Source organism: Paenibacillus sp. FSL R7-0210, assembly GCF_038009085.1.
GTDB lineage: Bacteria > Bacillota > Bacilli > Paenibacillales > Paenibacillaceae > Paenibacillus_AQ > Paenibacillus_AQ silagei.
On the sequence record NZ_JBBPAR010000001.1, the window covers coordinates 4,087,614 to 4,110,507 of the forward strand.

The 22,894-nt window shown below is 53.0% G+C and carries 17 protein-coding genes; 6 read left to right on the forward strand and 11 right to left on the reverse strand.

Annotated elements, in window-relative coordinates; translation table 11 throughout:
- Nucleotides 1-406 precede the first annotated feature (406 nt).
- The 6 genes from sufB to MKY64_RS17610 all read right to left on the reverse strand — a co-directional run bounded on the left by sufB (nt 407) and on the right by MKY64_RS17610 (nt 6,784).
- On the reverse strand, nt 407-1,804 hold the full coding sequence (gene sufB, locus MKY64_RS17585; protein ID WP_036721442.1) for a Fe-S cluster assembly protein SufB: 1,398 nt from the start codon (nt 1,802-1,804) through the stop codon (nt 407-409).
- Nucleotides 1,805-1,834: 30 nt separating this feature from the next.
- Nucleotides 1,835-2,263: a Fe-S cluster assembly sulfur transfer protein SufU gene (sufU, locus tag MKY64_RS17590; protein WP_036721441.1), complete on the reverse strand. Its 429-nt coding sequence runs from the start codon at nt 2,261-2,263 to the stop codon at nt 1,835-1,837.
- On the reverse strand, nt 2,250-3,476 hold the full coding sequence (locus MKY64_RS17595) for a cysteine desulfurase (protein ID WP_036721439.1): 1,227 nt from the start codon (nt 3,474-3,476) through the stop codon (nt 2,250-2,252). Before MKY64_RS17595 ends, sufU begins: the two co-directional genes overlap by 14 nt.
- Entirely contained in the window at nt 3,473-4,774 is a 1,302-nt protein-coding gene (gene sufD, locus MKY64_RS17600) for a Fe-S cluster assembly protein SufD (RefSeq protein ID WP_340954669.1), read from the reverse strand. The genes MKY64_RS17595 and sufD overlap by 4 nt, the downstream gene beginning before the upstream one ends.
- A gap of 25 nt (nt 4,775-4,799) precedes the next feature.
- Nucleotides 4,800-5,582: a Fe-S cluster assembly ATPase SufC gene (gene sufC, locus MKY64_RS17605; protein WP_036721433.1), complete on the reverse strand. Its 783-nt coding sequence runs from the start codon at nt 5,580-5,582 to the stop codon at nt 4,800-4,802.
- 173 nt (nt 5,583-5,755) lie between these two features.
- Nucleotides 5,756-6,784 carry a nitroreductase family protein gene (locus MKY64_RS17610; protein ID WP_340954672.1) on the reverse strand — a complete coding sequence of 343 codons (1,029 nt, stop codon included), beginning with the start codon at nt 6,782-6,784 and terminating at the stop codon, nt 5,756-5,758.
- 208 nt (nt 6,785-6,992) lie between these two features.
- Between MKY64_RS17610 and MKY64_RS17615 the strand changes: the two genes are divergently transcribed.
- Nucleotides 6,993-7,499 carry a MarR family transcriptional regulator gene (locus MKY64_RS17615; RefSeq protein WP_340954674.1) on the forward strand — a complete coding sequence of 169 codons (507 nt, stop codon included), beginning with the start codon at nt 6,993-6,995 and terminating at the stop codon, nt 7,497-7,499.
- Nucleotides 7,500-7,631: 132 nt separating this feature from the next.
- On the opposite strand, the gene MKY64_RS17620 is transcribed toward MKY64_RS17615, so the two are convergent.
- Nucleotides 7,632-8,093: a Dps family protein gene (locus MKY64_RS17620; protein WP_036692784.1), complete on the reverse strand. Its 462-nt coding sequence runs from the start codon at nt 8,091-8,093 to the stop codon at nt 7,632-7,634.
- Between the two features lie 275 nt (nt 8,094-8,368).
- Nucleotides 8,369-8,671: a YunC family protein gene (locus tag MKY64_RS17625; RefSeq protein ID WP_340954676.1), complete on the reverse strand. Its 303-nt coding sequence runs from the start codon at nt 8,669-8,671 to the stop codon at nt 8,369-8,371.
- Between the two features lie 212 nt (nt 8,672-8,883).
- On the opposite strand from MKY64_RS17625, the gene MKY64_RS17630 reads away from it, so the two are divergent.
- Nucleotides 8,884-9,417, forward strand: coding sequence for a hypothetical protein (locus tag MKY64_RS17630; RefSeq protein WP_036721422.1), 534 nt, complete (start codon nt 8,884-8,886; stop codon nt 9,415-9,417).
- Nucleotides 9,418-9,506: 89 nt separating this feature from the next.
- Here MKY64_RS17630 and MKY64_RS17635 read toward each other — a convergent pair whose 3' ends face one another.
- Complete coding sequence (locus MKY64_RS17635) at nt 9,507-9,884, reverse strand: DUF423 domain-containing protein (protein WP_036721421.1); 378 nt, start codon at nt 9,882-9,884, stop codon at nt 9,507-9,509.
- 167 nt (nt 9,885-10,051) lie between these two features.
- Here MKY64_RS17635 and MKY64_RS17640 point away from each other — a divergent pair, with 167 nt between their 5' ends.
- Complete coding sequence (locus MKY64_RS17640) at nt 10,052-10,507, forward strand: hypothetical protein (RefSeq protein ID WP_036721420.1); 456 nt, start codon at nt 10,052-10,054, stop codon at nt 10,505-10,507.
- 86 nt (nt 10,508-10,593) lie between these two features.
- Here MKY64_RS17640 and MKY64_RS17645 read toward each other — a convergent pair whose 3' ends face one another.
- Nucleotides 10,594-12,870, reverse strand: coding sequence for a copper amine oxidase N-terminal domain-containing protein (locus MKY64_RS17645; RefSeq protein WP_340954681.1), 2,277 nt, complete (start codon nt 12,868-12,870; stop codon nt 10,594-10,596).
- Nucleotides 12,871-13,075: 205 nt separating this feature from the next.
- The gene (locus MKY64_RS17650; protein WP_051477734.1) at nt 13,076-13,504 is read right to left on the reverse strand and encodes a hypothetical protein; all 429 of its coding nucleotides are present in this window, start codon (nt 13,502-13,504) and stop codon (nt 13,076-13,078) included.
- Nucleotides 13,505-13,676: 172 nt separating this feature from the next.
- Between MKY64_RS17650 and MKY64_RS17655 the strand changes: the two genes are divergently transcribed.
- From MKY64_RS17655 to MKY64_RS17665, 3 genes are all read left to right on the forward strand, one after another.
- Nucleotides 13,677-14,321 carry a methyltransferase domain-containing protein gene (locus MKY64_RS17655; RefSeq protein WP_340954684.1) on the forward strand — a complete coding sequence of 215 codons (645 nt, stop codon included), beginning with the start codon at nt 13,677-13,679 and terminating at the stop codon, nt 14,319-14,321.
- A gap of 130 nt (nt 14,322-14,451) precedes the next feature.
- Nucleotides 14,452-21,171, forward strand: a complete 6,720-nt coding sequence (locus tag MKY64_RS17660) for a DUF7507 domain-containing protein (RefSeq protein WP_340954686.1) — start codon at nt 14,452-14,454, stop codon at nt 21,169-21,171.
- The gene (locus MKY64_RS17665; RefSeq protein ID WP_340954689.1) at nt 21,168-22,853 is read left to right on the forward strand and encodes a hypothetical protein; all 1,686 of its coding nucleotides are present in this window, start codon (nt 21,168-21,170) and stop codon (nt 22,851-22,853) included. Before MKY64_RS17660 ends, MKY64_RS17665 begins: the two co-directional genes overlap by 4 nt.
- Nucleotides 22,854-22,894: the final 41 nt, after the last annotated feature.

Consider the following 22,894-nt stretch of genomic DNA (forward strand, 5'->3'; position numbering starts at 1 on the left):
GCTTTACGAAGTAACCTGCTCCGTAAGCAAAAACTTGGTCTCTAAATATCGCACCGTAAGCTAGCTTTTTTAGCGCTTCCAATTTAGTGACTTTAAGCAGTTTATCATCCCTAATTTAATGCGGCAAAGGGGAGAAACCACCGTTTTCCCTCTTTTTCCGGAATAAACCGGGCTTAAGCAGGGGCTAATGGACGCCCGTAGTTTTAAATGCTGCTATTTCCTCGCAAATACTGCTCAATTAAGATATAGCAAGATTCAACGATGCAAAGCAGCTTTTTGAAAGCCTAATAAAAGGTATTTTATGTTCCTATAAAACACAAAAGTGCCCACAGAGCTTTGACCAACCTGCATCAAAGTTCTGTGGACACTCACTGTATATCGCCTGGTTATTGAAAGAGGCAGCTAGTTACCCGATACTGCCTTCCATTTCGAATTTGATCAATCTGTTCATCTCGACCGCATATTCCATCGGCAGCTCTTTGGTGAACGGCTCGATAAAGCCCATAATAATCATCTGCGTGGCATCAGCTTCGGAGAGACCGCGGCTCATGAGGTAGAATAGCTGCTCCTCAGATACCTTGGAGACCGTCGCTTCGTGCTCAAGCACAATGTTATCGTTCATGATCTCATTGTAAGGAATCGTGTCCGAGGTGGACTCGTTATCCAGAATGAGCGTATCGCATTTAATATTGGATTTCGCGCCTTCTGCCTTGCGGCCGAAGGAAGCGAGTCCACGGTAAGTGACCTTGCCGCCGTGCTTGCTGATCGACTTGGATACGATGGTTGAGGTGGTATCCGGTGCCAAGTGGATCATTTTGGCGCCTGCATCCTGATGCTGATTCTTGCCCGCTACCGCGATGGACAATACAGAACCCTTGGCTCCACGGCCTTTAAGAACAACCGCAGGATATTTCATAGTCAGCTTGGAGCCGATGTTGCCATCTACCCATTCCATCGTAGCATTCTCTTCGGCAACCGCACGTTTGGTAACGAGGTTGTAGATGTTCGGTGCCCAGTTCTGAATGGTGGTATAGCGGACACGGGCGTTCTTCATGCAGAGAATTTCAACCACTGCACTATGCAGAGAGTTCGTGCTGTAGATTGGGGCAGTACAGCCTTCAACGTAATGCACGAAGCTGTCTTCGTCTGCCAGAATCAGAGTACGCTCGAATTGTCCCATATTCTCGGAGTTGATGCGGAAGTAAGCCTGCAAAGGAACTTCACACTTCACACCCTTCGGAACATAGATGAAGCTGCCTCCTGACCAAACGGCACTGTTAAGTGCGGCGAACTTGTTGTCTGCAGGCGGAATGATTGTGCCGAAGAACTTCTTGAACAGCTCAGGATGATCACGCAGTGCGGAATCCGTATCTGTGAAGATCACACCCTGATCCTCCAGGTTCTGCTGCATGCTGTGATAGACTACCTCAGATTCATACTGTGCAGAGACACCGGCAAGGAACTTCTGCTCCGCTTCCGGAATTCCCAGCTTGTCAAAGGTCTCTTTGATCTCGGAAGGTACCTCCTCCCAAGTCTTGCCCTGCTTCTCGGAAGGTCTAACATAATATTGGATATCTTCGAAATCCAGATCATCCAGATTGCCGCCCCACTTCGGCATTGGCATCTTACGGAACTGCTCCAGGGATTTCAGCCGGAATTCCAGCATCCATTCCGGCTCGTTTTTGATTGCGGAGATTTCCCGGACGATTTCTTCCGTGAGTCCTTTACCAGACTGAAATATCGACTTGTGCTCGTCACGGAATCCGTACTGGTATTCCTCCATATCAGGCGCTTTCTTAGCCATGGTGTCAGCCTCCTTGTGTGTAATATTATTTTATAAGCTTCTTTGCGTATCTATGCCTTTGCGAAGCGCGTTCCAGGCCAGAGTGGCACATTTGATCCGCGCCGGAAATTTATTAACACCGGACAGGGCTTCAATATCTTCGTAGTCACCGAAATCTGCTTCCTCACCCTTCATTAGAGAGGAGAAGCTGTCGGCCATCTCAAGCGCATGCGCTATCGATTGGCCCTTGACCGCTTCCGTCATCATCGAAGCCGACGACATGCTGATTGAACAGCCTTCGCCGCTGAAACGGGCGTCCTGGACGACGCCATCCTCCACCTTAAGCTGAAGCGTAATGCGGTCGCCGCAGGTAGGGTTATTGAGCTCAATCTTAAGTGCGTCATCTTCAAATGAGCCGCGATTCCGGGGATTTTTGTAATGATCCATAATTACGCGTCTATATAAGTCATCCAAGTTCATAGCTGAAATACTCCTTTGCCTTAAGTAAGGCTTGAACCAGCGCATCTACATCCTGTTCATTGTTGTACAGGTAGAAGCTCGCCCGGGCGGTGGAGCTGACCTCCAGCCAGCGCATGAGCGGCTGGCAGCAATGATGCCCCGCGCGGACAGCCACGCCTTCTGCATCCAGCACGGTGGCCACATCATGCGGATGAACATCACCCAGGTTGAAGGTGACTACCCCCACCTGACGGTTGCGGGGACCATAGATCGTCAGATCACTGACCTCCGACAGCCGCTGCTCCGCATATGCTGCAAGCTGCATTTCGTGGCGGTGGATCTCATCCATCCCGACCTCCTGCAGGAAATCAATCGCTGCTCCTAAGCCGACGGCACCTGCAATAATCGGTGTTCCGCCTTCGAACTTCCACGGCAGCTCCTTCCAGGTAGACTCATACAGCCCGACATCATCGATCATCTCGCCGCCGAATTCAACCGGCTCCATAGCTTCCAGCAGCGCCTTCTTGCCGTAGAGAGCACCGATACCAGTAGGTGCAAGCATCTTGTGCCCGGACAAGGCGTAGAAATCGCAATCCAGGTCCTGCACATCCACCTTCAGATGCGGTGTGCTCTGTGCACCGTCCACCACAATTACTGCACCGTTCCGGTGGGCAATCGCTGCAAGCTCTTTGATAGGATGAGTAACGCCCATGACATTGGATACATACGCAATGGCTACGATCTTGGTCCGGGCAGTAATCGTCTGCTCGGCATCCTCCAGCGTGATCGTACCGTCCTTTTGCAGCGGCAGGAATTTCAGGGTAGCCCCGGTGTTCTTGGCCAGCTGCTGCCAGGGAATGAAATTGCTGTGATGCTCCATCTGGGTAATCACGATCTCATCCCCTTCCTTCAGGACGGAAGGACCGTAAGAGGAAGCTACAATATTGAGCGCGGTCGTTGTCCCGCGTGTGAAGATAATTTCCTTCACACTGCGGGCATTAATGAAGTTCTTCAGCTTCTCGCGGGCACCTTCATACGCATCGGTTGCCCGGCTCCCCAGGGTATGCACCCCGCGGTGTACGTTGGCATTATCCCATTCGTAGTAAGACTTGACCGCCTCAATGACCTGGCGCGGCTTCTGTGAAGTGGCCGCACTGTCCAGGTAGACCAACGGATGGCCGTTGATCTTCTGGTTCAGGATGGGAAATTGCTCCCGGATCTGACTGCTAATCATTGGCCTAACTTCCTTTCCACAAGAGATTGGAGCTGATTGCGCAGTCCCTCCAGTGGAATTTGCGATACAACAGGTGCAAGGAAGCCGTATATGATCAGTGTTTCTGCGTCATGCCGCGATAATCCCCGGGACATCAGGTAATAGACTTGCTCGTAATTGACCTGTCCTACGGAAGCGGCATGGCCTGCGGTTACATCATCTTCATCTATAAGGAGGATCGGGTTGGCGTCTCCGCGCGCTTTGGGGCTTAGCATCAAAACTTTCTCTGTCTGCTGTCCGTCAGCTCTGGTAGCACCCTTCTCAATCTTCGTAATTCCGTTAATAATCGAGGTTGCTGAATCCCGCATAACAGCACGCGTGATCATGTCACTTGGTGTATTTCTGCCGAAGTGCTGGGCTTGTGTAGTATAGCTCAGCTTCTGCGAACCGGAGCCTACAGCAATGACCTTCGCATCTGAGCTTGAGCCGTTGCCTTTAAGCACCGATTTGGTATCGCTGGCTGTATCTCCATAGTTCATCTCACCGATGATCCATTCAATGGTGCCGTCATTCTCCACAACGGCGCGGCGGTACGTCACATCCGTTGTATCCTGCCCCAGCTGATGTACGGTAGCGTATCTCACAGTGGCACCTACACCTACGAATACTTCAACGGCTCCGTTATGCAGACCCGCTTCAGTCTTATCGGATACGTAGTTATCCACGTAGGTCAACGAACTGTTAGTATCGGCAACAATCAGAATATGCGGTACAAAGGCAGCTTCAGCGTCATCCGTGAGCAGAACCGCCTGCAGCGGAGTCTCGATGACAACATTCTTCGGAACATAGAGGAATACCCCGCCGTTCCATAGTGCTGCATGCAGTGCGGCGATGGAGTGCTCTTCCGGCAATACTGCCTTATGCAGATAACGCTGAACAAGGTCTCCATGCTCTCTGACTGCAGTCTGCAAATCGGTGAAAATAACACCTTGCGCAGCCAGCTCCGGAGCCAGGCGGGCATATACAGCCCCTGAATTCCGTTGAATAATCAGGCTGCCTTCCTCTTGTCCTTCAATCAGCCCCGCAATAGAAGCCGGTGCATCTTGAAGTGCCGCCAGCGCCTGGCTTGGCTTGTATTCCCCGTAGTTGTTGATATTCCAGCGGTCAATCCGTGTCTTCTCCAGCTTCGGCAGGTCAAGCCCTGCGGCAAGCTCCAGAGCCTTCAAACGGCTGTCCTTCAGCCAGCCCGGTTCGCCGCTGCTCTGCGATTGTGCGCCGAGCTGCTGTGCATCCACGGGAAGAATGGTTTGCGTCGTCATAAGTGATTTCCTCCTTCCAGCGTTTCTAAGCTTCTTGTCCTACAGTTTCGTCTTCAATGCCGAGCTCTTCCTTGATCCATTCGTAACCTTCTGCTTCCAGTTTCTGTGCCAGCTCAGGACCGCCGGATTTCACAATCCGTCCCTGCATCATGACATGCACATAGTCAGGTTTGATATAATTAAGCAACCGCTGATAGTGGGTAATAACAAGGAATCCGCGTTCCGGGCTGCGCATGGAGTTCACGCCATCAGCAACAATTTTGAGTGCGTCAATATCAAGGCCGGAGTCAATTTCGTCAAGAATGACGATCTTAGGGTCCAGCATCATCATTTGCAGAATCTCGTTACGCTTCTTCTCCCCGCCGGAGAAGCCTTCATTCAGATAACGGTGCAGGAATTCAGGGTTCATATCCAGTTCTTTCATCTTGGCTTCCATCTGGCGGATGAAGCGGATCAGTGAGATCTCACTGCCCTCTTCACGGCGCGAGTTAATCGCACTGCGCAGGAAGTCGGAGTTCGTCACTCCGCTGATTTCACTTGGATATTGCATCCCGAGGAACAACCCGGCGCGGGCGCGCTCATCCACTGCCATCTCCAGCAGATCTTCACCTTCGAGCAAGGCCGTACCTTCTGTAACCACATACTTGGGATGACCCATCAGAGCTGAGGCCAGCGTACTTTTACCAGTACCATTCGGTCCCATCACGGCGTGAATTTCTCCGCCCTTCATCTGAAGGTTAATCCCCTTCAGAATTTCTTTTCCTTCAATCGTCGCTTTCAGTCCCTCAATGACAAATTCTGCTGCCATAATTATTATTCCCTCCATTGATCGATTTGCGAAATCAGAAAGTTGTATTGTCACAGGTTAACCCTGATTACAAGCAATTAGATTTTATATCACATTATAATTATTATAAAGTGAATCAGGATGATTATCAATGATTCTCACTAATTTTATTACATCGGCCCTTTTTTATCAAATTAATTAATGGTTATCTTCACTGCGGGAATAGGAAAAACGGAATTTGAATAACGCTTATGTTCCCCCGCTTCAAGTACTGCGACGATCCGTTCCAGCGGACGAAGCCCGAAGGACTCACACTGCTTCCGGTCATAGACCCATTCCGGAATCCTGCGGCGCAACTGCCACCCTTCAGACCGGGCCAGCAGTTGAAAATTCTGTATCAGGCTGCACACCGCGGCATAATCCTCATCCTGCTTGTGCGCGTCCGTCTCTTCTCTGGCTACGACCAGCAGAAACGGCGGTGAAAGTGCCTCTTCAGAGAACTGCAGTTTGCCTGATGCCTCTGTCTTATCACCCGTCACATAGATGAACCGCCAAGGCTCCCGCATGCCGTCATTCGGTGCCCAGACCGCCTCGTTCAGCAGCCTAAGGACATTGTACGCGGAGAAAGGAGCGGCATCCTCAAGCTGGCGGCTGTCTTCCCCGATAATTGTCCATTTCCGTTCTGCCGGTGTTCTTTTTCGTCCTCGCGGCGCTTTGTCGAAGGAGCCGATTTCCAGTATCCCCGCAAACCGCTCTCCTTCACGCCAGCCGATGAGCTTATAGAACGATTCGCTCAGAATCAAGGGATCTGTGTACCACAGCATCCCCAGCCCCTGTTCCCAGCCCAGAAGCTGAACCGTTTGCATGATGCTGCAGACCGCCGCGTAATTCTCATCCCGCTCCCGCTCCGTGCCGGCGGACTCGGCGATGAAGATTACATGAGCGGGAGTACCCGTGATTTGTCTTCTTAGAAGATCTGTCATGCGGGCAGGAAGGAGCTTCCCGAGCCGGCCGCCCGTCACCTTCGCCATCATGGATTCAGCCAGCTCTTCACGGGACTCGGGAGTGCCGAAGTAAAGACAGCGCCAGTGCGGCGTATCTTCGGACTCGTATAAGCCAGCCGCCTCTTTTATCAAGGAAATAATCCGTTCTTGTTCAACCGGTGCAGCGCTGAATCTCCGTATGGTCCGCCGTTCCCTAACCGTTGTGGACACATCCTTCATCTTCATCCCCCCCAAAATATCGTTTGGCATTCAATAATTCATATTGTTTACCAGTTAACTATATTTTGAAAGAAATACGATGTCAATCTATATTATTAAATTTAATATCAGCAATTTATTATAAATAACTCGTCTGAATATTTAGTTTACACGTTAATAATTTTAAGTTAGAATAAAGGTACTTTGCAGAAAGGAGATGCTAAGCCCTATGCATTCCTCTGAAGGACTTAAGCGGCTGCTGTATGACCGTTTTCTCCACCTCTCCCATTTAGTTGAAGAGACTTTCGTAACCGAAATGGATGTATTTACGGATCTCACACGGAAGTACGGGATTACTCTCACTTCAACCAGCTTGACCAGTATTCATGTCATCGACTGCATCGGCAATTACGAGCCTGTCAACAGCACTACCATCGCGGAGAGCTTGAAATTGTCCAAGGCGAGCATCACTAAGATCAGCACCAAGCTTCTCCAGGATGGTTGCATTAAGCGGAGCCGGATGAATGACAACAAGAAAGAAATCTACTTCAGCCTTACTCCTAAAGGCAGACAGCTCTTTGAACTCCACGCCCGGATGCACAAGAACCTGGAGGAGAAATTCATTGAGAAAATGGGTGAATTCTCGGAACCGGAGCTGCAGGCTTCACTGAAATTCATTCAAATGATGATTGATGAGAATAGAATGCTCCCCCTGAATCTTAGTGAATTCGAGTAGAAAGGGCTACGCTGCCCTTTAAAGGGGATCATGCGAAGCACATGAATCCTTATATTTTGAAAAATAAATAAAGCCTCCCTTCAGGGGAGACTTTATTCCTATATTCAAATCATTGTGCTATTTATCCCGCAATCAGCCCAGGAAAGCGCGCAGCATCCACTGGTTCTTCTCCAGATCCGTGCGGATCTTGATGAACAGGTCTGCCGTCGGCTGGTCGCTGATTTCTTCCGCCAGCTCGATGCCCTCTGTCAGTTCTTCCGCTACTGTAGCGAAATCTTCGATCAGCGCCTGAACCATACCGCGGGCATCTTCTTTGCCGGTGGCTTCCTGAATGGTAGCCAGTTCCAGATATTCTTTCATAGTTGCTGCAGGGCTGCCCTTGATGCTCAGCAGGCGTTCAGCCACCTCGTCCATTTTGAGTGTAATATCATCGTACAGCTCTTCGAACTTCACATGCAGGGCGAAGAACTGCTCCCCCTTCACATACCAGTGATAGTTATGCACTTTCACATACAATACGTTCAGGTTAGCAACCTGACGGTTCAGTACCTGTTCCAATGAAGCGGTGTTCACTTTGTTTGATGCTTTAGCCATGAGATGATCCCTTCCTTATCCATTGAATTTAGCCGGCTGCTTGTCCATTGTCCGGCCTTGCAGTTGTCTATTCTCCATTTACCCTTTTGCCTGGAGGGCGAAACAAGCCTGACCCCGGACAAGCCTTCTTCCCCGCCGCTAGCTGAATGCTTGTGTCTTCACCCGTAGGATGAACCAAGCAAGCGCCGGTTATGCTAAATGATACGGTTCAAGACAGAATAAAGTCAGCCAAGGGGCCGGGAAGCTCCTTGGCTGACTACACATCGCTATGTGCCTTACATCATTAGCAGCAGGGCCTCTGCACCGGACATGCCCGGAACGATTCCCAGCTTCTCTGCTTCTATAGTTACGGACTCCAGCGGCGCGGCCAGCAGCTGTTGAAGCGTGCGCACCCCGACAGCCCTTGCCGCAATAATCTTCCGGTCGCTCAGCACCTCGTTCAGCAGTCCTATGTCCAGCGCCCCGCACATAATATATCCCTTGTCTGTGCTGATGCTGAGCAGCGTCGTTTTGGGCAGCCTCACCTCAACCCCCACCAGGACATGATCGCCCACCTGCATGGGCTCTATTGTTACCATCTGCAGCACCTCCTCCTTTCACATTCACGTTGTAGGTTATGCGTACGGTTCAGGCCACGTGTGGACGATTGTCCTAGTTCATGGAGAAATCGGAGGGTCAGAAGTCCTTATTTCTATACAGGAGGGTATATAATTTCCGCTTATTTAATGGTATAGTTTATACACTAATTTAAATTAAAGAAATCGTGATTAACGATTAAGCTGGGGGATTAATGGATAAGAAACTACAACACACCGACGGCAATTATCTTTTCAATGTCGACATCCTGATTAATGCCCGCACCAACCCGCTTGCGCTGCAGTTCCTGCTTGAAATGTTGAATTCAAGCGACAAAGTCACTGATTTCAACATTAACTCCGGGCTAGAGCTTGGAAGAGCCATTGATCATCTGCTGAAGTCCGCAAAAATGGCTCTGAAGAATGACAACTTCACACCTGCTCCGGTGCCAGTGAAATTGCCGGAGAAGCCGGCAGACCCTCAGGCAGCCAAGCCTGCGGAGAAGCCCGCAGCCAAGAAGCCTGCAGCAGCTCCGGCAGAAACTCCAGCAGATGTATTCGGCAAAATCAGACAGTACATTCAGAATAACCAGCTCGTCCGGCTGCGTGCGAACCGGCATGGCAAACAGGTATCCATGCCCTGCCGTATTCTGAACTTAGACGAAACGGAGAATTCGCTGAGTGTATACCATGTAGACGAGAAGCAGGTCTACACGTTCAAGCTTAATGAAATCGATGAATTTCTGTAAGAGAAAGAAGCACCCGCTCCGGGTTCCGGGGCGGGTGCTTCTTTCTCTTACGATTATTTTGGCGGATACGCAGCTCTTGCCGCACTTATTCACTTCTTGCGCGAGAAGGCCTCCAAGGCCAGGCAAATCCAGCCCGCAATGAAGCATACGCCTCCCAGCGGAGTGATTGCTCCGAGAACCTTGACACCGGAAATACTGAGGATGTACAAGCTGCCCGAGAACAGGACAACCCCGGCAACCATCAGCCGCCCTGCCCAGCGCAGACGGACACTTTCGCCCCACTGCCCAGCGGTAAGCCCGATAAGTATCAGGGCCAGCGCATGGAACATATGATACTGGACGCCCGTCTCGTACACCTGCAGATAGTGCTCACTGATTACAGGCTTCAGGATATGCGATCCGAACGCGCCGATGGCAACAGACAGCATACCCAGCAAGGCTCCCCAGCCCACCAATCTTCGTTGCATGGATATACAGCTCCTTCCCTGAGTTGAACTTCTCCTATCTTAACAATCAGCTTCGCCTTTTGCCAGCCGCATCATTCTGTAGCTTGTATTCCTGAGGACTTGCATTTAGAGCGCTGTTATGATGAAGTGGTAGTAATAACCTATTACACCCCAAGGAGTGCAGCCAAATGGACTATCATACACCTCCCAAATCGGACACCGCCGCAACCGAGCCTGCAAGATGGGGCTCTTCTGAACAAGACATGAACCCGGATTATGTATACCAGGAGAACAAACGCGACTATAAGCACTCGGGCCCCGGTATCGCTTCGTTCGTAATAGCTCTACTTACATTGGTCTGCTATGCCATTACCTTCGTGTATGTAGGAGCGCAAGCGTCTTCTCTGATGAATGAGCATAATAAACTGATTGCCGATTCGGCAGAAACGATTATGTATTTGGGCCTGACGATGCTGATCCTGGTCGCAGTGAATATCATAGGGGCGGTTACCGGTATTATCGGCCTGACCCTGCGCAGACGGCGCAAGGTTTTTGCTATTATCGGCACCATCATTAACGCCGGCTTCCTCCTTCTGTTCATGCTTCTGCTGTCCGTTGTTCTGGTAAATGCCGGAGCATCATGATAACTCGTGTACGCAAACACAGCATATCCCCTTGAACCGGGACATGCTGTGTTTTGTTGTGGAGCCTTATATACAGAGCTGGACGCTTAGATCTCGAACTCTTCGCTTGAATCGGACAGTCCGCCGTTCTGCACTCCAGAGCTGTTGGCTACCGCAAGCACGTATACCTTATACTTGGTGCCTTTGACAATCGGGTTACCGTTAATATCTCTGGCTGCAGCCGCTATAGAGAGACTGCTTCCGTTAGGAACTGCTGATCTGTAGTAAGACGATTGCACGTTAAGAGCTTCTGCAGTGCCGAAGCTCTGCTTGGAAGGGACTACGAATACCCGGTATTCGGAAATATTCGACTCACGGGCAGACTTGGTGAAGTTAACCACAAGTTTGCCATTATCCATGCCGTAGGTCACATTCGTCACGGAGGTGACGGGAAGCTTAGCCGATAAGGTAATGGCTGCCGATCCCTCCGATAATACATTAGCTCCCTGGTAGCTGCCGTTTCTGACAGTCAATACATATACCCGGTAGCTGATTCCCGGCTTGATGGCTGCGCCGCGTACGTCTTTGGCTGAGCTATCGAGCACCTGATTGGTGCTGTCCCCGGATGTACCTGCGGTTGTATAATTCCCCGCATTATTCGCATCCGACAAGCTGAAGCTGTTGTAATAATTCATAGGCACCACCAGAATCCGGTAATGGCTGATGTAGGATTCGTCTCCGGCATGATTGAACAATACTCTCAGATCACGGCCGTCTCCATAATCGTTCACATCACTCACACTTAGATTCGATATGGCACTGAGGCCGGAGGTATTCACCAGCGTAATCGCCGGAGAAGCAGCGGATAGCACATTCGAACCCGAATTGTTCCAGTTGCCTGCCGCGAGCACATACACTTTGTAGCTGGTTCCGTTCCTGATCAGGGAACCGCGAACATCTTTGCTGGAAGAATTCAGGATCTGTTCGGTATAGGTTCCTGATGTGTTTACCGCCGTATAATTCGCACTGGATACATTATTCGCATCATTTAAGCTGAAGCTGCTGTAATAATTCACAGGCACCACCAGAATGCGGTATTGGCTAATATTGGTCTCGTCTGTGGCATGGTTGAAGGTAACCTTCAAATCCCGCCCGTCATTATAATCATTCACATCGGTCACGTTCAGGTTGGATACCCCTGCATTGGCCAGTGTAAGGGCCGTTGAAGCAGGTGACAGCACATTATTCGCAGCATTGCTGCTGTCAACCGCCAGTACGTATACCCGGTAGCTCACACCCGTCTTGATCAGCGCTCCATCTGTATCTCTGGAGCCGGAGGAGAGGTTCATACTGATGTTGTTCCCCGTCTTGTTGATCTGCGTGTAATTGCTGCTGGAGACCGCATTGGCTCTGCCCAGGTCAAACACTGTGGAATTGGACGCTTTGACTACGAAGATCCGGTAAGAGCTTATCTTACTCTCATCGGCCAGCTTGTTGAAGCTGACGGAGAGATCCCGGCCATCCCCGTAATCACTGGTATCCGTTGCCTGGACGGTGCCCAGTGCCGGAACTGCCTTGTTCTGCAATGTAATAACGGCAGCTGCACTGGAGAGGGCACTGGTATTATTGCCTTTGCCGACTGTCACTACATATACGCTATATCCCTGATTATTCTTAATCAGGTCACCGTCGATCGTTCTGGCGGCAGCGTTCAGCTTCACAACAGGATTAGCTCCTGTTACCAGAGCAACGGAGTAGTTATTGGCACCTACTGCCAGTGCAGACGACAGGTTCAGTGAAGTACCGGTCTTGGCGACAAGCACTCGGTATTGATCCACCAGCGATTCGTCGGCCGCACGGTTGAAGCTGACCTGCAGATCCCGGCCGTCTCCATAATCGCTGATATCCTGAGCGGTTACTCCCGATACCGGAGCCGCATTCCCGCCTACCGGAACCGGAGTGGTGATCGTGACAATCTGCGCAGCCGGATTCCAGCCGACCTCGCGGCCGAGCGCTTCACTTACGAAGCGGGTAGGCACCATTGTGCGGCCCTTCAGATTCTGGCCCGGCACATCCAGGCTGACTGCCTTGTTGTTGATGGTTGCGATCTTGGAGCCAATCTTCAGTACAATCGTTGTATCGTTCTGGGAAGCTGTTACTGTCTGTGTCTTCTGATTCCACTTGATGTCGGCATTGAAGGCTTCAAAGATAGCCCGCAGGGGAACCATAGTCCGTCCGTTCACCATTACCGGCGGCTGGTCTGTGGACAAGGTCACTCCATCAATAATAACTCTGATGGGTTTTGCTGCTGCCTGGGCCGGAGCCTGAAACAACATCGGGAACACCAATAATCCTGCTACAATAGAAATCCATAACTTTTTCACAAGCTCACCCTCCCGGATAGGAAACCAATCTCAATTTCTATCTCTTTGACGCAAGCCGGGCGGAAAAAGTTTCTCTCTGAACCGGTTACAAAAAAATAACCTTTGGAGCCGATTCCAAAGGCGACAAAAAGAACTGCAACAGGCGGATACCCATGGGGTATTCCGCCATTGCAGCCCGGGTTCGGGTTCAGGGCACTCTGCCGAATCAGTCCGCTTTGGCCAGACTGGACAATACCCGCTGAATCACGACAGGATCTTTTCCGACTATTTTTTCCACATAAGTAAATACTACAGGATCATCCATCTCAAGCCCTTCCGGCGCATCCGCTGTGCCTGCACCGAGTTCAAAGGCCGTCGGCCCTTCTTCTGTCACAATCTCCACGGAATGGGTATCCATCTGCCCGACATAAGTGCCTGAGCCCTGAATCTTCTCTGACTCTGCGGCTGCGGAAGGACCAGGCTTCAGCACCGGACTGGCGAGAGGTACCGCCGCTGTCTGTACAGGGATTCCCGATGAGCCTGCTGAGGACGATTCTCCGGGGGCTTCCGCAGGGCTGTTCCCGCCGCAAGCCGTCAGGGTGAGCATCAATGCAGCGATTGCTGTCATAGCGGGTAGCGTACGCTCTAGTCTCATGATGTGTACCTCCTCTGTTGGTTGTGTGCTGCTTACCTTACCTAAGGATTACCCCGCAAGCCGGGTAGTGTAAACTTGCCGTTACGGGCTGGGCATCAGCCGTACGCACAGAAGCGCCGGACTAATACAATAGATGAAGAGCCTTATTCAGCATTTGAAGGAGTGGTATCCCTTGAAAATCGATATCGGCTGCGGCCCTGGCAAAGAGTCCGGGTATCTGGGAATCGACCGCACACAGTACCCCGGAGTGGATATCGTCTGCGATATTTGCGAAGAAATCCCCCTGCCCGACAATACGGCTGAATTCGTTATGGCCAGCCGGGTGATGCCTTATGTGAACGATCTGTTTGCAGCGATGTCAGAGATTTATAGAATAAGCACGCACCAAGCGGTTGTGTGTATTCTCGCACCCTATGCCCATAGCTTCCCGCATGCCTCCAACCCTATGTTTAAGCAAAAGTTCGATGAGTATACCCCACGGTATTTCACCGGCCGCTTCTTCCAGCCCTATCAGAGCCCGCTGTGCCCGGAGACCCCGGATTATCCCGTGCCGCTGCCGCCGTTTGACTTCAGACTGCTGCGGATGGAGCTGTTCTATCAATATCCGTATGACGACAATCTGTATGATGCGGAAGAGCTCGAGGTTCTGAAGACGCTCCAGTCCAATGTCATTCACGAAATTATGTACCACTTCGCCGTCATTAAGCGGGAGATTACCGATGAGGAACTGGAGGCGATGAGCCGGAAGGTGCTGCCTGAACCACAGGCACTGCTAGAGCGCCGGCTTCGGCTGCAGAACAGGAAATATATGTTATGAAATTCGGGATGGACATACAAGATTGCCCAAAACGGAACATAGGTTAATACAACACAAGCAAGATGGCATATCGGCTCACACAGAGCCGGTCTGCTTTTTTTTGACTGTCTGAGCTTCTATTCAAAAGGAGGTGAAAATTATTCCTCTAGTCGTTCGGTCTACGGTTAATGCAACAGGCGCCATCACTTTCACTGGCAATACGCTGGGACTAAGCCGCTCTGAAACTGCCGGTGTACCGGGTACACAGGACAGTATCGGAGGCTTCTCTACGATTAATACAGCTTCTGTATACGGCACCTATCCTGCTGGCACTACCAGTCTATATCAGAGCAACAGTTCAGCTGCCATTCTGGTTCTCCCTGCCGGAAGCACAGTTCTGTATGCCGAGCTGATCTGGGGCGGTTCCTATGTTAACGGTACCGTCAATCTCACTGCGGCAATCAACAACCCTGTATCCTTCACTACACCGCTAGGGAACACGGTCAGTGTAACCCCCGATTCAGCCACAGCCAATTCGGTGGATCTGGGCGGGGGTGCACTCGCATATGTCCGTTCCGCCAATGTCACCAGCACCATTCAAGCCTCCGGTGCCGGAACCTATGTCACTGGCGGTGTAGTCGGAACTATTGTAATTCCCGGCGATTCCACTGCCAACCATGCCGGCTGGACACTTGCCGTCATCTACCAGAATCCGTCGCTGCCCTTCCGCAACATGTCCCTGCGCGCAGGCGCTGTCCTTGTCCAAGCCTCCTCGGCCCCGGTGGTCACCACCATTACCGGCTTCGCCACACCTGTTACCGGCGCGCTGGGCGGACGTATCCAGTTCAGCGCCCAGGAAGGAGATGCCAACCGCTCGGGAGACCAGGCGCTTTTCGGCCCTACCTCCACCACTCAGGTCGCTCTCTCCGGGCCTAACAATTTTGCCAATAACTTCTTCGCTTCACAGATTAACAATGATACCGGCAATCTGAATACGACCGGTACGTTCGGCACCCGCAACCAGACCAACGGCAGTCCAGGCTCTAACATTGTCGGCGGGCGGCAGGGCTGGGATATCACGAATGTGGATGTCTCTGCGCGCCTGGTCAATAACCAGTCCTCCGCACTCCTGACCTTAACTACTTCGGGCGATGCGTATGTCGTTAACGCCAACGGGCTGCAAATCGATATCAATGCACCTAAGATCTCCTTGACCAAAAGTGCAAATGTCGCCGGCACCATCGTTGGTGATCTGGTCACCTACACTGTAACGGTCAACAATACCGGTACCGCAAGCGCAGCCAGTGTTGTATTGTCAGACATCTTACCGGCAGGTCTTACTTTTGTCACAGGAAGTGTGGTGGTAGCCGGTGTTGCCAGGCCGACTTATGATATAACCTCGGGCATCCCGCTGGGTTCACTTACTCTGGGCACTTCCATAACGGTGACTTATCAAGCCAGGGTGACTTCCCTGCCGAATCCGCAATTTGTGCCCAACACGGCTAACGCTGCCTTCACCTTCCAGAGTGTAGCCGGAGGCCCGATTGTCAGCGGAGTCATTCCATCCAATACACAATCGCTGCCGGTATATTCTCCCGTTCTCGGCATTGTCAAAAGCGCCAATACTACCAACGCAACCGTCGGAGACCAGATTCTCTACACCCTGCAAATCTCCAACACCGGGAATATCGGAGCCACTACTACGCTCACGGATAACATTCCTGCCGGCAGCTCCTATATTCCGGGAAGCTTCACGGTAAACGGCACGCCTATGGCGGGTAATCCCGCCGCCGGGATCGCCATCGGCACCATCGCGGCGGGAGGAAGCTCTACAGTCCAGTTCCGTGTACTGGTGAACAGTCTGCCTTCTCCCCCGCAGCTGGTGGACCAGGCTACAGCCGCCTATACCTTCCAGGTTCCTGACGGGCGGACCGTGAGCGGTACGGCTGCCTCCAATACGCTCACCATACCGGTCAGACTGCCGAATGTTGCCCTTGTCAAAAGCGCCAGCTTCCCGGATGTCGCCGTAGGCGATACCCTGCAGTATACGTCTGTGGTTACTAATAACGGAATCGTCGCCATCACGAATGTTGTGCTCTCTGATCCGATACCCGCCGGCAGCACTCTGGTGCCTGGAAGCGTGGTGGTAGCGGGAACCGCACGGCCTGCCGCTGATCCGGCTTCGGGGATAACCGTGGGCACCCTTGCCCCGGGAGCCAGCGTAACGGTAACCTTCCAGGTAAGTGTCACCTCTGTGCCGGGAAACGGTCAGCTCGCCAACCAGTCATCGGCCTCTTACAGCTCGGGGACATTTAACGCCATCACACAGTCCAATACAATCCTCACTCCTGTGTACCAGCTAATAATCGGTATCGTCAAAAGCTCCAGTCCAAGCAGCGCCACGGTTGGAGGAAATGTACAATACACGCTGCAGGTGCAGAACACCGGTAATCTCGCAGCGAATGTGACCCTAACTGACACGATCCCTGCCGGGTCTGCCTTCGTCGCCGGAAGCGTCACAGTAAACGGTGTGGTCCGTCCGTCAGATTCTCCGGTAAGCGGAATCCCGCTCGGGTCCGTAGCACCGGGAGCCGCCTTGACCGTAACCTTCCTGACCACTGTCCAATCCCTGCCGTCTCCGGCAACCTTGACGGACCAGGGCAGCAGCAGCTATACCTATCAGTTGCCCAGCGGACGCTCTCTGTCCGGCGGAAGTGTATCCAATACGGTGACTATTCCAGTCTCTGCCCCCAACATCACGATTCTCAAAAATGCCAATCTCACCTCAGTGGCTGTAGGCGAATATCTTACCTACACCGTCTCTGTATCCAACCCCAGCGGCGTAGCTGTTAACAATGTAGTGCTGTCTGATCCGGCTCCGGCAGGCAGTGCCTTTGTAGCAGGAACTGTCACGGTGAACGGGACGGCCGTACCCTCTGCCAATCCAAATGCCGGGATTGCTCTGGGAACACTTGCTGCGGGCGCGACAAGCATCGTTGCCTTCCAGGTGAATGCGAACTCTATTCCAAGCCCGCCTCAACTGAGCAACCGGGCCAGCGCATCCTTTACGGCCGGCTCATTCAGCGGAGCAGCCCTGTCCAATACAGTGTCTACCCCAGTCTTCATTCCAGTCATTGGACTGGTCAAAAGCTCAAGCCCTGCGCAGGCCTCTGTCGGCAGTCTGCTCTCCTTCTCCATCCTGGCCAGCAACACTGGCAATATCGCGGCAATGCTGAATTTGACCGATGCCCTGCCGCCGCAGGCGGTATTCGAGACCAACAGCGTAAGTATAGGCGGGACCCCGCTGCCTGGGTATAGCCCATTAACCGGCATTCCGGTGGGGCCGCTTGCTCCCGGAGACAGCGTCGTAGTCAGCTTCCTTGTTACGGTTACTTCGCTTCCCCCAAACCAGCAGCTGCCTAACTCGGCAGCAGCATCCTATACTTTCACCCTGCCGGATGGGCGTCAGCTTGGCGGTAACACCGTGTCGAACACACTTACGGTTCCCGTCTCGGCACCGAATGTCAGTGTTGTCAAAAGCGTCAATGCCATTGATGCCGTGACCGGCGACATCCTTACATTCACCTCCGTGCTGACGAATAACAGCATTACCTCTGTCAGCAATATCATTCTCAGCGATCCCTTGCCAGAGAATGCAGCGTTCCTTCCCGGAACCGTAATTGTCGGCGGCGTCTCCCAACCGCTGTCAGTTCCGTCGGCCGGCATCCCAATCGGCAGCCTGGGGCCTGGAGCCTCCGTTGCCGTCACATTCGAGGTGAGAATAACCATGCCGATTCCTTCACAGGTCAATAACCAGTCCACCGTCAGTTTCACCTCCGGGGTCTTCTCCGGCTCTTCATCGTCCAACGTCACCACCACACCGGTCACACAGCCACAGATCTCCCTTGTCAAAAGCGCCAGTGACCTGAACGCCACAGTAGGCGATACGGTCATCTATACCATTGTGGTCAGCAATACCGGTAACCTTGCGGCCAATGTTACGATAACCGACAACATCCCGGCCGGCACCACTTTTGACCCCAACAGCGTCATTGTCGGCGGTTTTCCTCAGCCGGGGGCTGCACCGGATACCGGAATCACTGTCGGAACCGTCGCTCCCGGGGCAAGCGTGTCTGTCAGCTTCACGGTCTTCATCGTGTCTCTGCCTTCACCGCAGCAGCTTGTCAATCAGGCAGCCTCTACCTATACCTTCACGCCGTCTGACGGGCGGTTGCTAAGTGGAAGTGCCGCCTCCAATACCGTGACCATCGCAGTCTCTGCCCCTAACCTGTCGGTGGTTAAGAGCACCTCCTCCACTTCAGTGGCACTAGGTGACACTATTGCGTATTCCGTCAATATCACGAATAACGGTATAGACCCGGTGAACAATGTGATCCTCAGTGATCCAACACCAGACGGGGCTGCCTTTGTGCCGGGCAGCGTATCGGTGAACGGGGTGCCTTTTCCGAATGCCAACCCGGCATCAGGGATTACAATCAGTACGCTTGCCTCCGGGGCTAGTGCCGTCGTCTCGTACAGTGTCACTGTCACCTCTGTACCCGCAGATACCTCCATTGATAATCAGGCGACGGTCACTTACACCTCCGGTGTATTTAGCGGATCAACCTTTTCCAATCCTGTGGCGGTGCCTGTCTTCCAGCCCAATATCGCTGCGGTCAAAACAGCCAATACCGCCAATGCAACAGTCGGTGATACCGTAACCTACACGATAACGGTCAGCAATACCGGCAACTACGGAGCAAGCCTTACGGTAACGGACAACATTCCGGCCGGAACTACCTTTGAAGAGAACAGTGTGCTGATTAACGGGCTACCTCTGCCGCAGGCGAGTCCCGCCGCCGGAATTGCCGCCGGAACCATCGCCCCGGGTGCAAGCGTTGCTGTCTCATTCTCCGTAATCATCACTTCACTGCCATCGCCGCAACTGCTGGTGAATCAGGGAACGGTTGCTTACAGCTTCACCTTGCCTGACGGAAGAACGCTGGGAGGGTCGGTGCTCACCAACACCCTGACCATCCCTGTCTCGAACCCGAATCTGGCTGTCGTCAAAACCACCACAACCACCGCAACCAATGTGGGCGACACCATCACTTATTCCGTGACCCTGACCAATAACGGTATTGCTACGGTTAATAATGTGGTATTCACAGATGCTCTGCCTGCCGGTACCGCCTTTGTTCCGGGCAGTGTGCTCGTAGACGGCGTGTCTCGCCCTGCTTCTTCACCAGCTACCGGGGTGACCATAGGCAGCATCGCTCCGGGCGCTTCTGTAACGGTGGCCTTTAACGTAACGGTTACGTCTCTGCCGGCTTCAGGTGTACTGAACAATCAGTCATCCGTCAGCTTCACTTCCGGCGCCCTGTCCAGTGTAGCCTTCTCGAACATTGTGACCACTCCGGTCTTCCAGCCGGTTATCGCTGCAGCCAAGAGCTCCAGCTCTCAGAATGCAACGATAGGCGATACCATTGTCTATACCGTTAATGTCAGCAATTCAGGGAACTATGCGGCATCGGCCACGCTGACTGATACCATTCCCGCAGGTACAACTCTGGTTCCGAACAGTGTACTGATTAACGGCTTCCCTGCTCCGGGTGCAGATCCCGCTACCGGAATCCCTCTGGGCAGTGTTGCAGCCGGTGCATCACTGACCATAGTATTCTCTGTAGTGATCGACACGCTGCCAGCCAGCCAGCAGCTCAGCAATCAGGCCATTATCGCCTTCAACTATACGCTGCCTGACGGACGCGTCTTCAACCAGTCGGCCAGCTCGAACATCAACCAGATTTCCGTATCTTCGCCGAATGTACTTGTGGTCAAGAGCACCACTGTTACCGATGCCGTAGTGACCGATACCATTCCGTACAGCATCGCAGTCACCAATAACGGAATTGCACCGGTTAACAATGCAGTGCTGAGCGATCCGATTCCGGCCGGTTCTTCCTTTGTAGCCGGCAGCGTGGTCGTGGACGGCACTCCGCTGCCGGGGGGCAACCCTGCGAACGGGATCTCGCTCGGAACGATCGCCCCTGGTGCAGTGGTCCAGGTCACCTTCAATATTCTCGTCAACAGTCTTCCTAATCCGGCCACACTGAACAATCAGGCTTCGGTCAGCTTCACCTCCGGGGCATTCTCCGGCGCCTCTTATTCCAATAATCTAATTACCCCGGTATTCCAGCCGATTATCGGTGTCCTGAAATCTGCGGATACCACTAATGCCACGGTTGGAGATACTGTCACTTATGCACTCAGCGTCACCAATACAGGTAATCTTGCGGCAGTCGTCACCTTAACCGATTCTATCCCTGCGGGAGCTGTCTTCATACCGAACAGTGTACTGGTTAACGGCCAGCCCGTTCCCGGCGCTGATCCGACTACCGGAATCAATCTGGGTACAGTTCCAGCAGGTGCCACAGTTACTATGCTCGTCACCCTGCAGGTTACGCTGGCTTCCCTGCCTTCACCGCAGCAGCTGGTGAACCAGGCGGCGGCAACCTTCACCTTCACACCGCCTGATGGACGTCTGCTCTCAGGCTCTACACTATCGAATACACTCGTCATTCCGGTCTCTTCACCGGACGTAACGGCAGTCAAGAGCACTCCGGCTGTCGATGCTGTAGTCGGCGATATCATCACCTACACGATTACCGTAACCAACAACGGCATTGTTCCCGTCAACAATGTGGTCCTTGTTGACCCGATCCCGGCCGGCAGCCAGTTCGTTGCAGGCAGCGTAACTGTGGACAGCACTCCGCGTCCCGGAGCAAATCCGGGCACCGGTATCGTGATCGGAACGATCGCCCCGGGAGCGACCACAACGGTAACCTTCCAGGTTCAGGTCATCGTCATATGACAGACGGCTCACAGCTCCAGCCTGTCGTAAGTAATCAGTCCATGGTTCTGTACAGCTCGGCAGAGGGCACTGAATCGGTTACCTATTCCAATACCGTCAATACCCTTGTCGTCGGTCCGGTACTGTCGCTGCAAAAGCAAGCAGACCGCCTGAGCGCCTCCCTGGGGGAGACGCTCGTCTACACTGTGACCGCCAAGAATAGCGGCAATACCGGGGCGGTTGTCACCATCACGGATGTGCTTCCCCCAGGCGTCTCGTTCATTGCCAATAGTGTGCTTAGAGACGGAGTCCCCCTTCCGGGGCTCACTCCTTCTTCCGGCATTCCCCTTGGCCTACTCGCCCCCCATTCGGGAGTCAGTATCGCCTTCCAGGTCATTGTCATCTCGCTTCCGCCTTCACTCGCGCTGCATAACAGGGCGGTTGGCACGTATTCCTTCACTACACCTGAAGGAAGAACGGTGAACGGGGAGATCCGTTCCAACCCGGTTAGTGTCTCCTTGCTGTCTTACCAGTTGTCCTCACTGCTCTCGGCCAGCACTCCCACTACCTTCATTGGGGATGTCGTCACCTATACCCTTCAACTCAGGAACGAAGGCACCCGGCCGCTGACCGGAGTCATGGCCACGCTTCCCGTTCCGGAAGGCACCACCTTCCTTCCCGGAAGTGTTATCGCTGGCGGGATTTATCAGCCTGAGGCCGACCCACATTCAGGCATCGGGCTGGGCTCGCTCCCTGCAGGCGCAGCCGCCGAGGTCTCCTACCGTGTGAGGGTGGCCTCGAACCCTCCAGGATCGGCGATTATGGCGAACGTGCAGATCTCTTATGAGGTCAACGACAACAGAACCTCCACTGCAAGCAATACGGTTCAGGTTACGGTCATCCAGCCCGGATTATCGGTAAAACTGAAGGTTGATCTGTACAGCGCGGCGCCCGGTGACAACTTGCGGTACGAGTTCACTGTACAGAATAGCGGTAATATGGCGGTGAACGCACTGCTGACGGACGCCATTCCGCCAAGCGTACTGTTCATCTGGGACAGTGTCCGTATTGACGGGGTTCCCCAGAGGGGCGTCCGCCCCGGGGACGGAATTCCGCTGGGCACCTTACGGGCAGGCGCTGTTATGGCAGTAGATTTTCTCGTATCTATTCCAGGTGCCACCGATATCCGCCAGACGCCGGCCATTCAGAATCAGGGAGTGGTCCAGTATACGTTCTCCCTGCCGGACGGGCGCAATGTCGGGCAGCTCTCCCGCTCCAATGCGGTGACCACGTTGCTGTTCACGCCCATCATTTCCATTCAGATTGAGGGCGAGCCGCCCATCGTCGAGCCTGGAGGTATCGCGGAATTCAACATTTACGTGTCCAATAGCGGGAATTATCCGGCAGAGGTCTCGGTGATCCGAATTGTACCGCAGGGTACCGTCATTAATCCCGATATCGTTACCATAAGCGCTATCGCCGTGCCCGGTACGCCATATAGCGGAACAGTTGCTCTGGGAACGCTGGAAGCGGGGCAGACCGTCACACTCACTTACTTTGTCACAATAAATTCGGATTATATGGGCAAGGATCTTCAAGGCTCCACGGCTGCCCTGTATCTGTTCACCATCGACGGACGCCGGTACTCCGGCGAAGCCCGTTCTAACACCTACAGGCTGCTCATGGAAGAAATCAGTGAATAATACAGCTCACATATCCCCCATCTCCCTGAATATACTTTAGT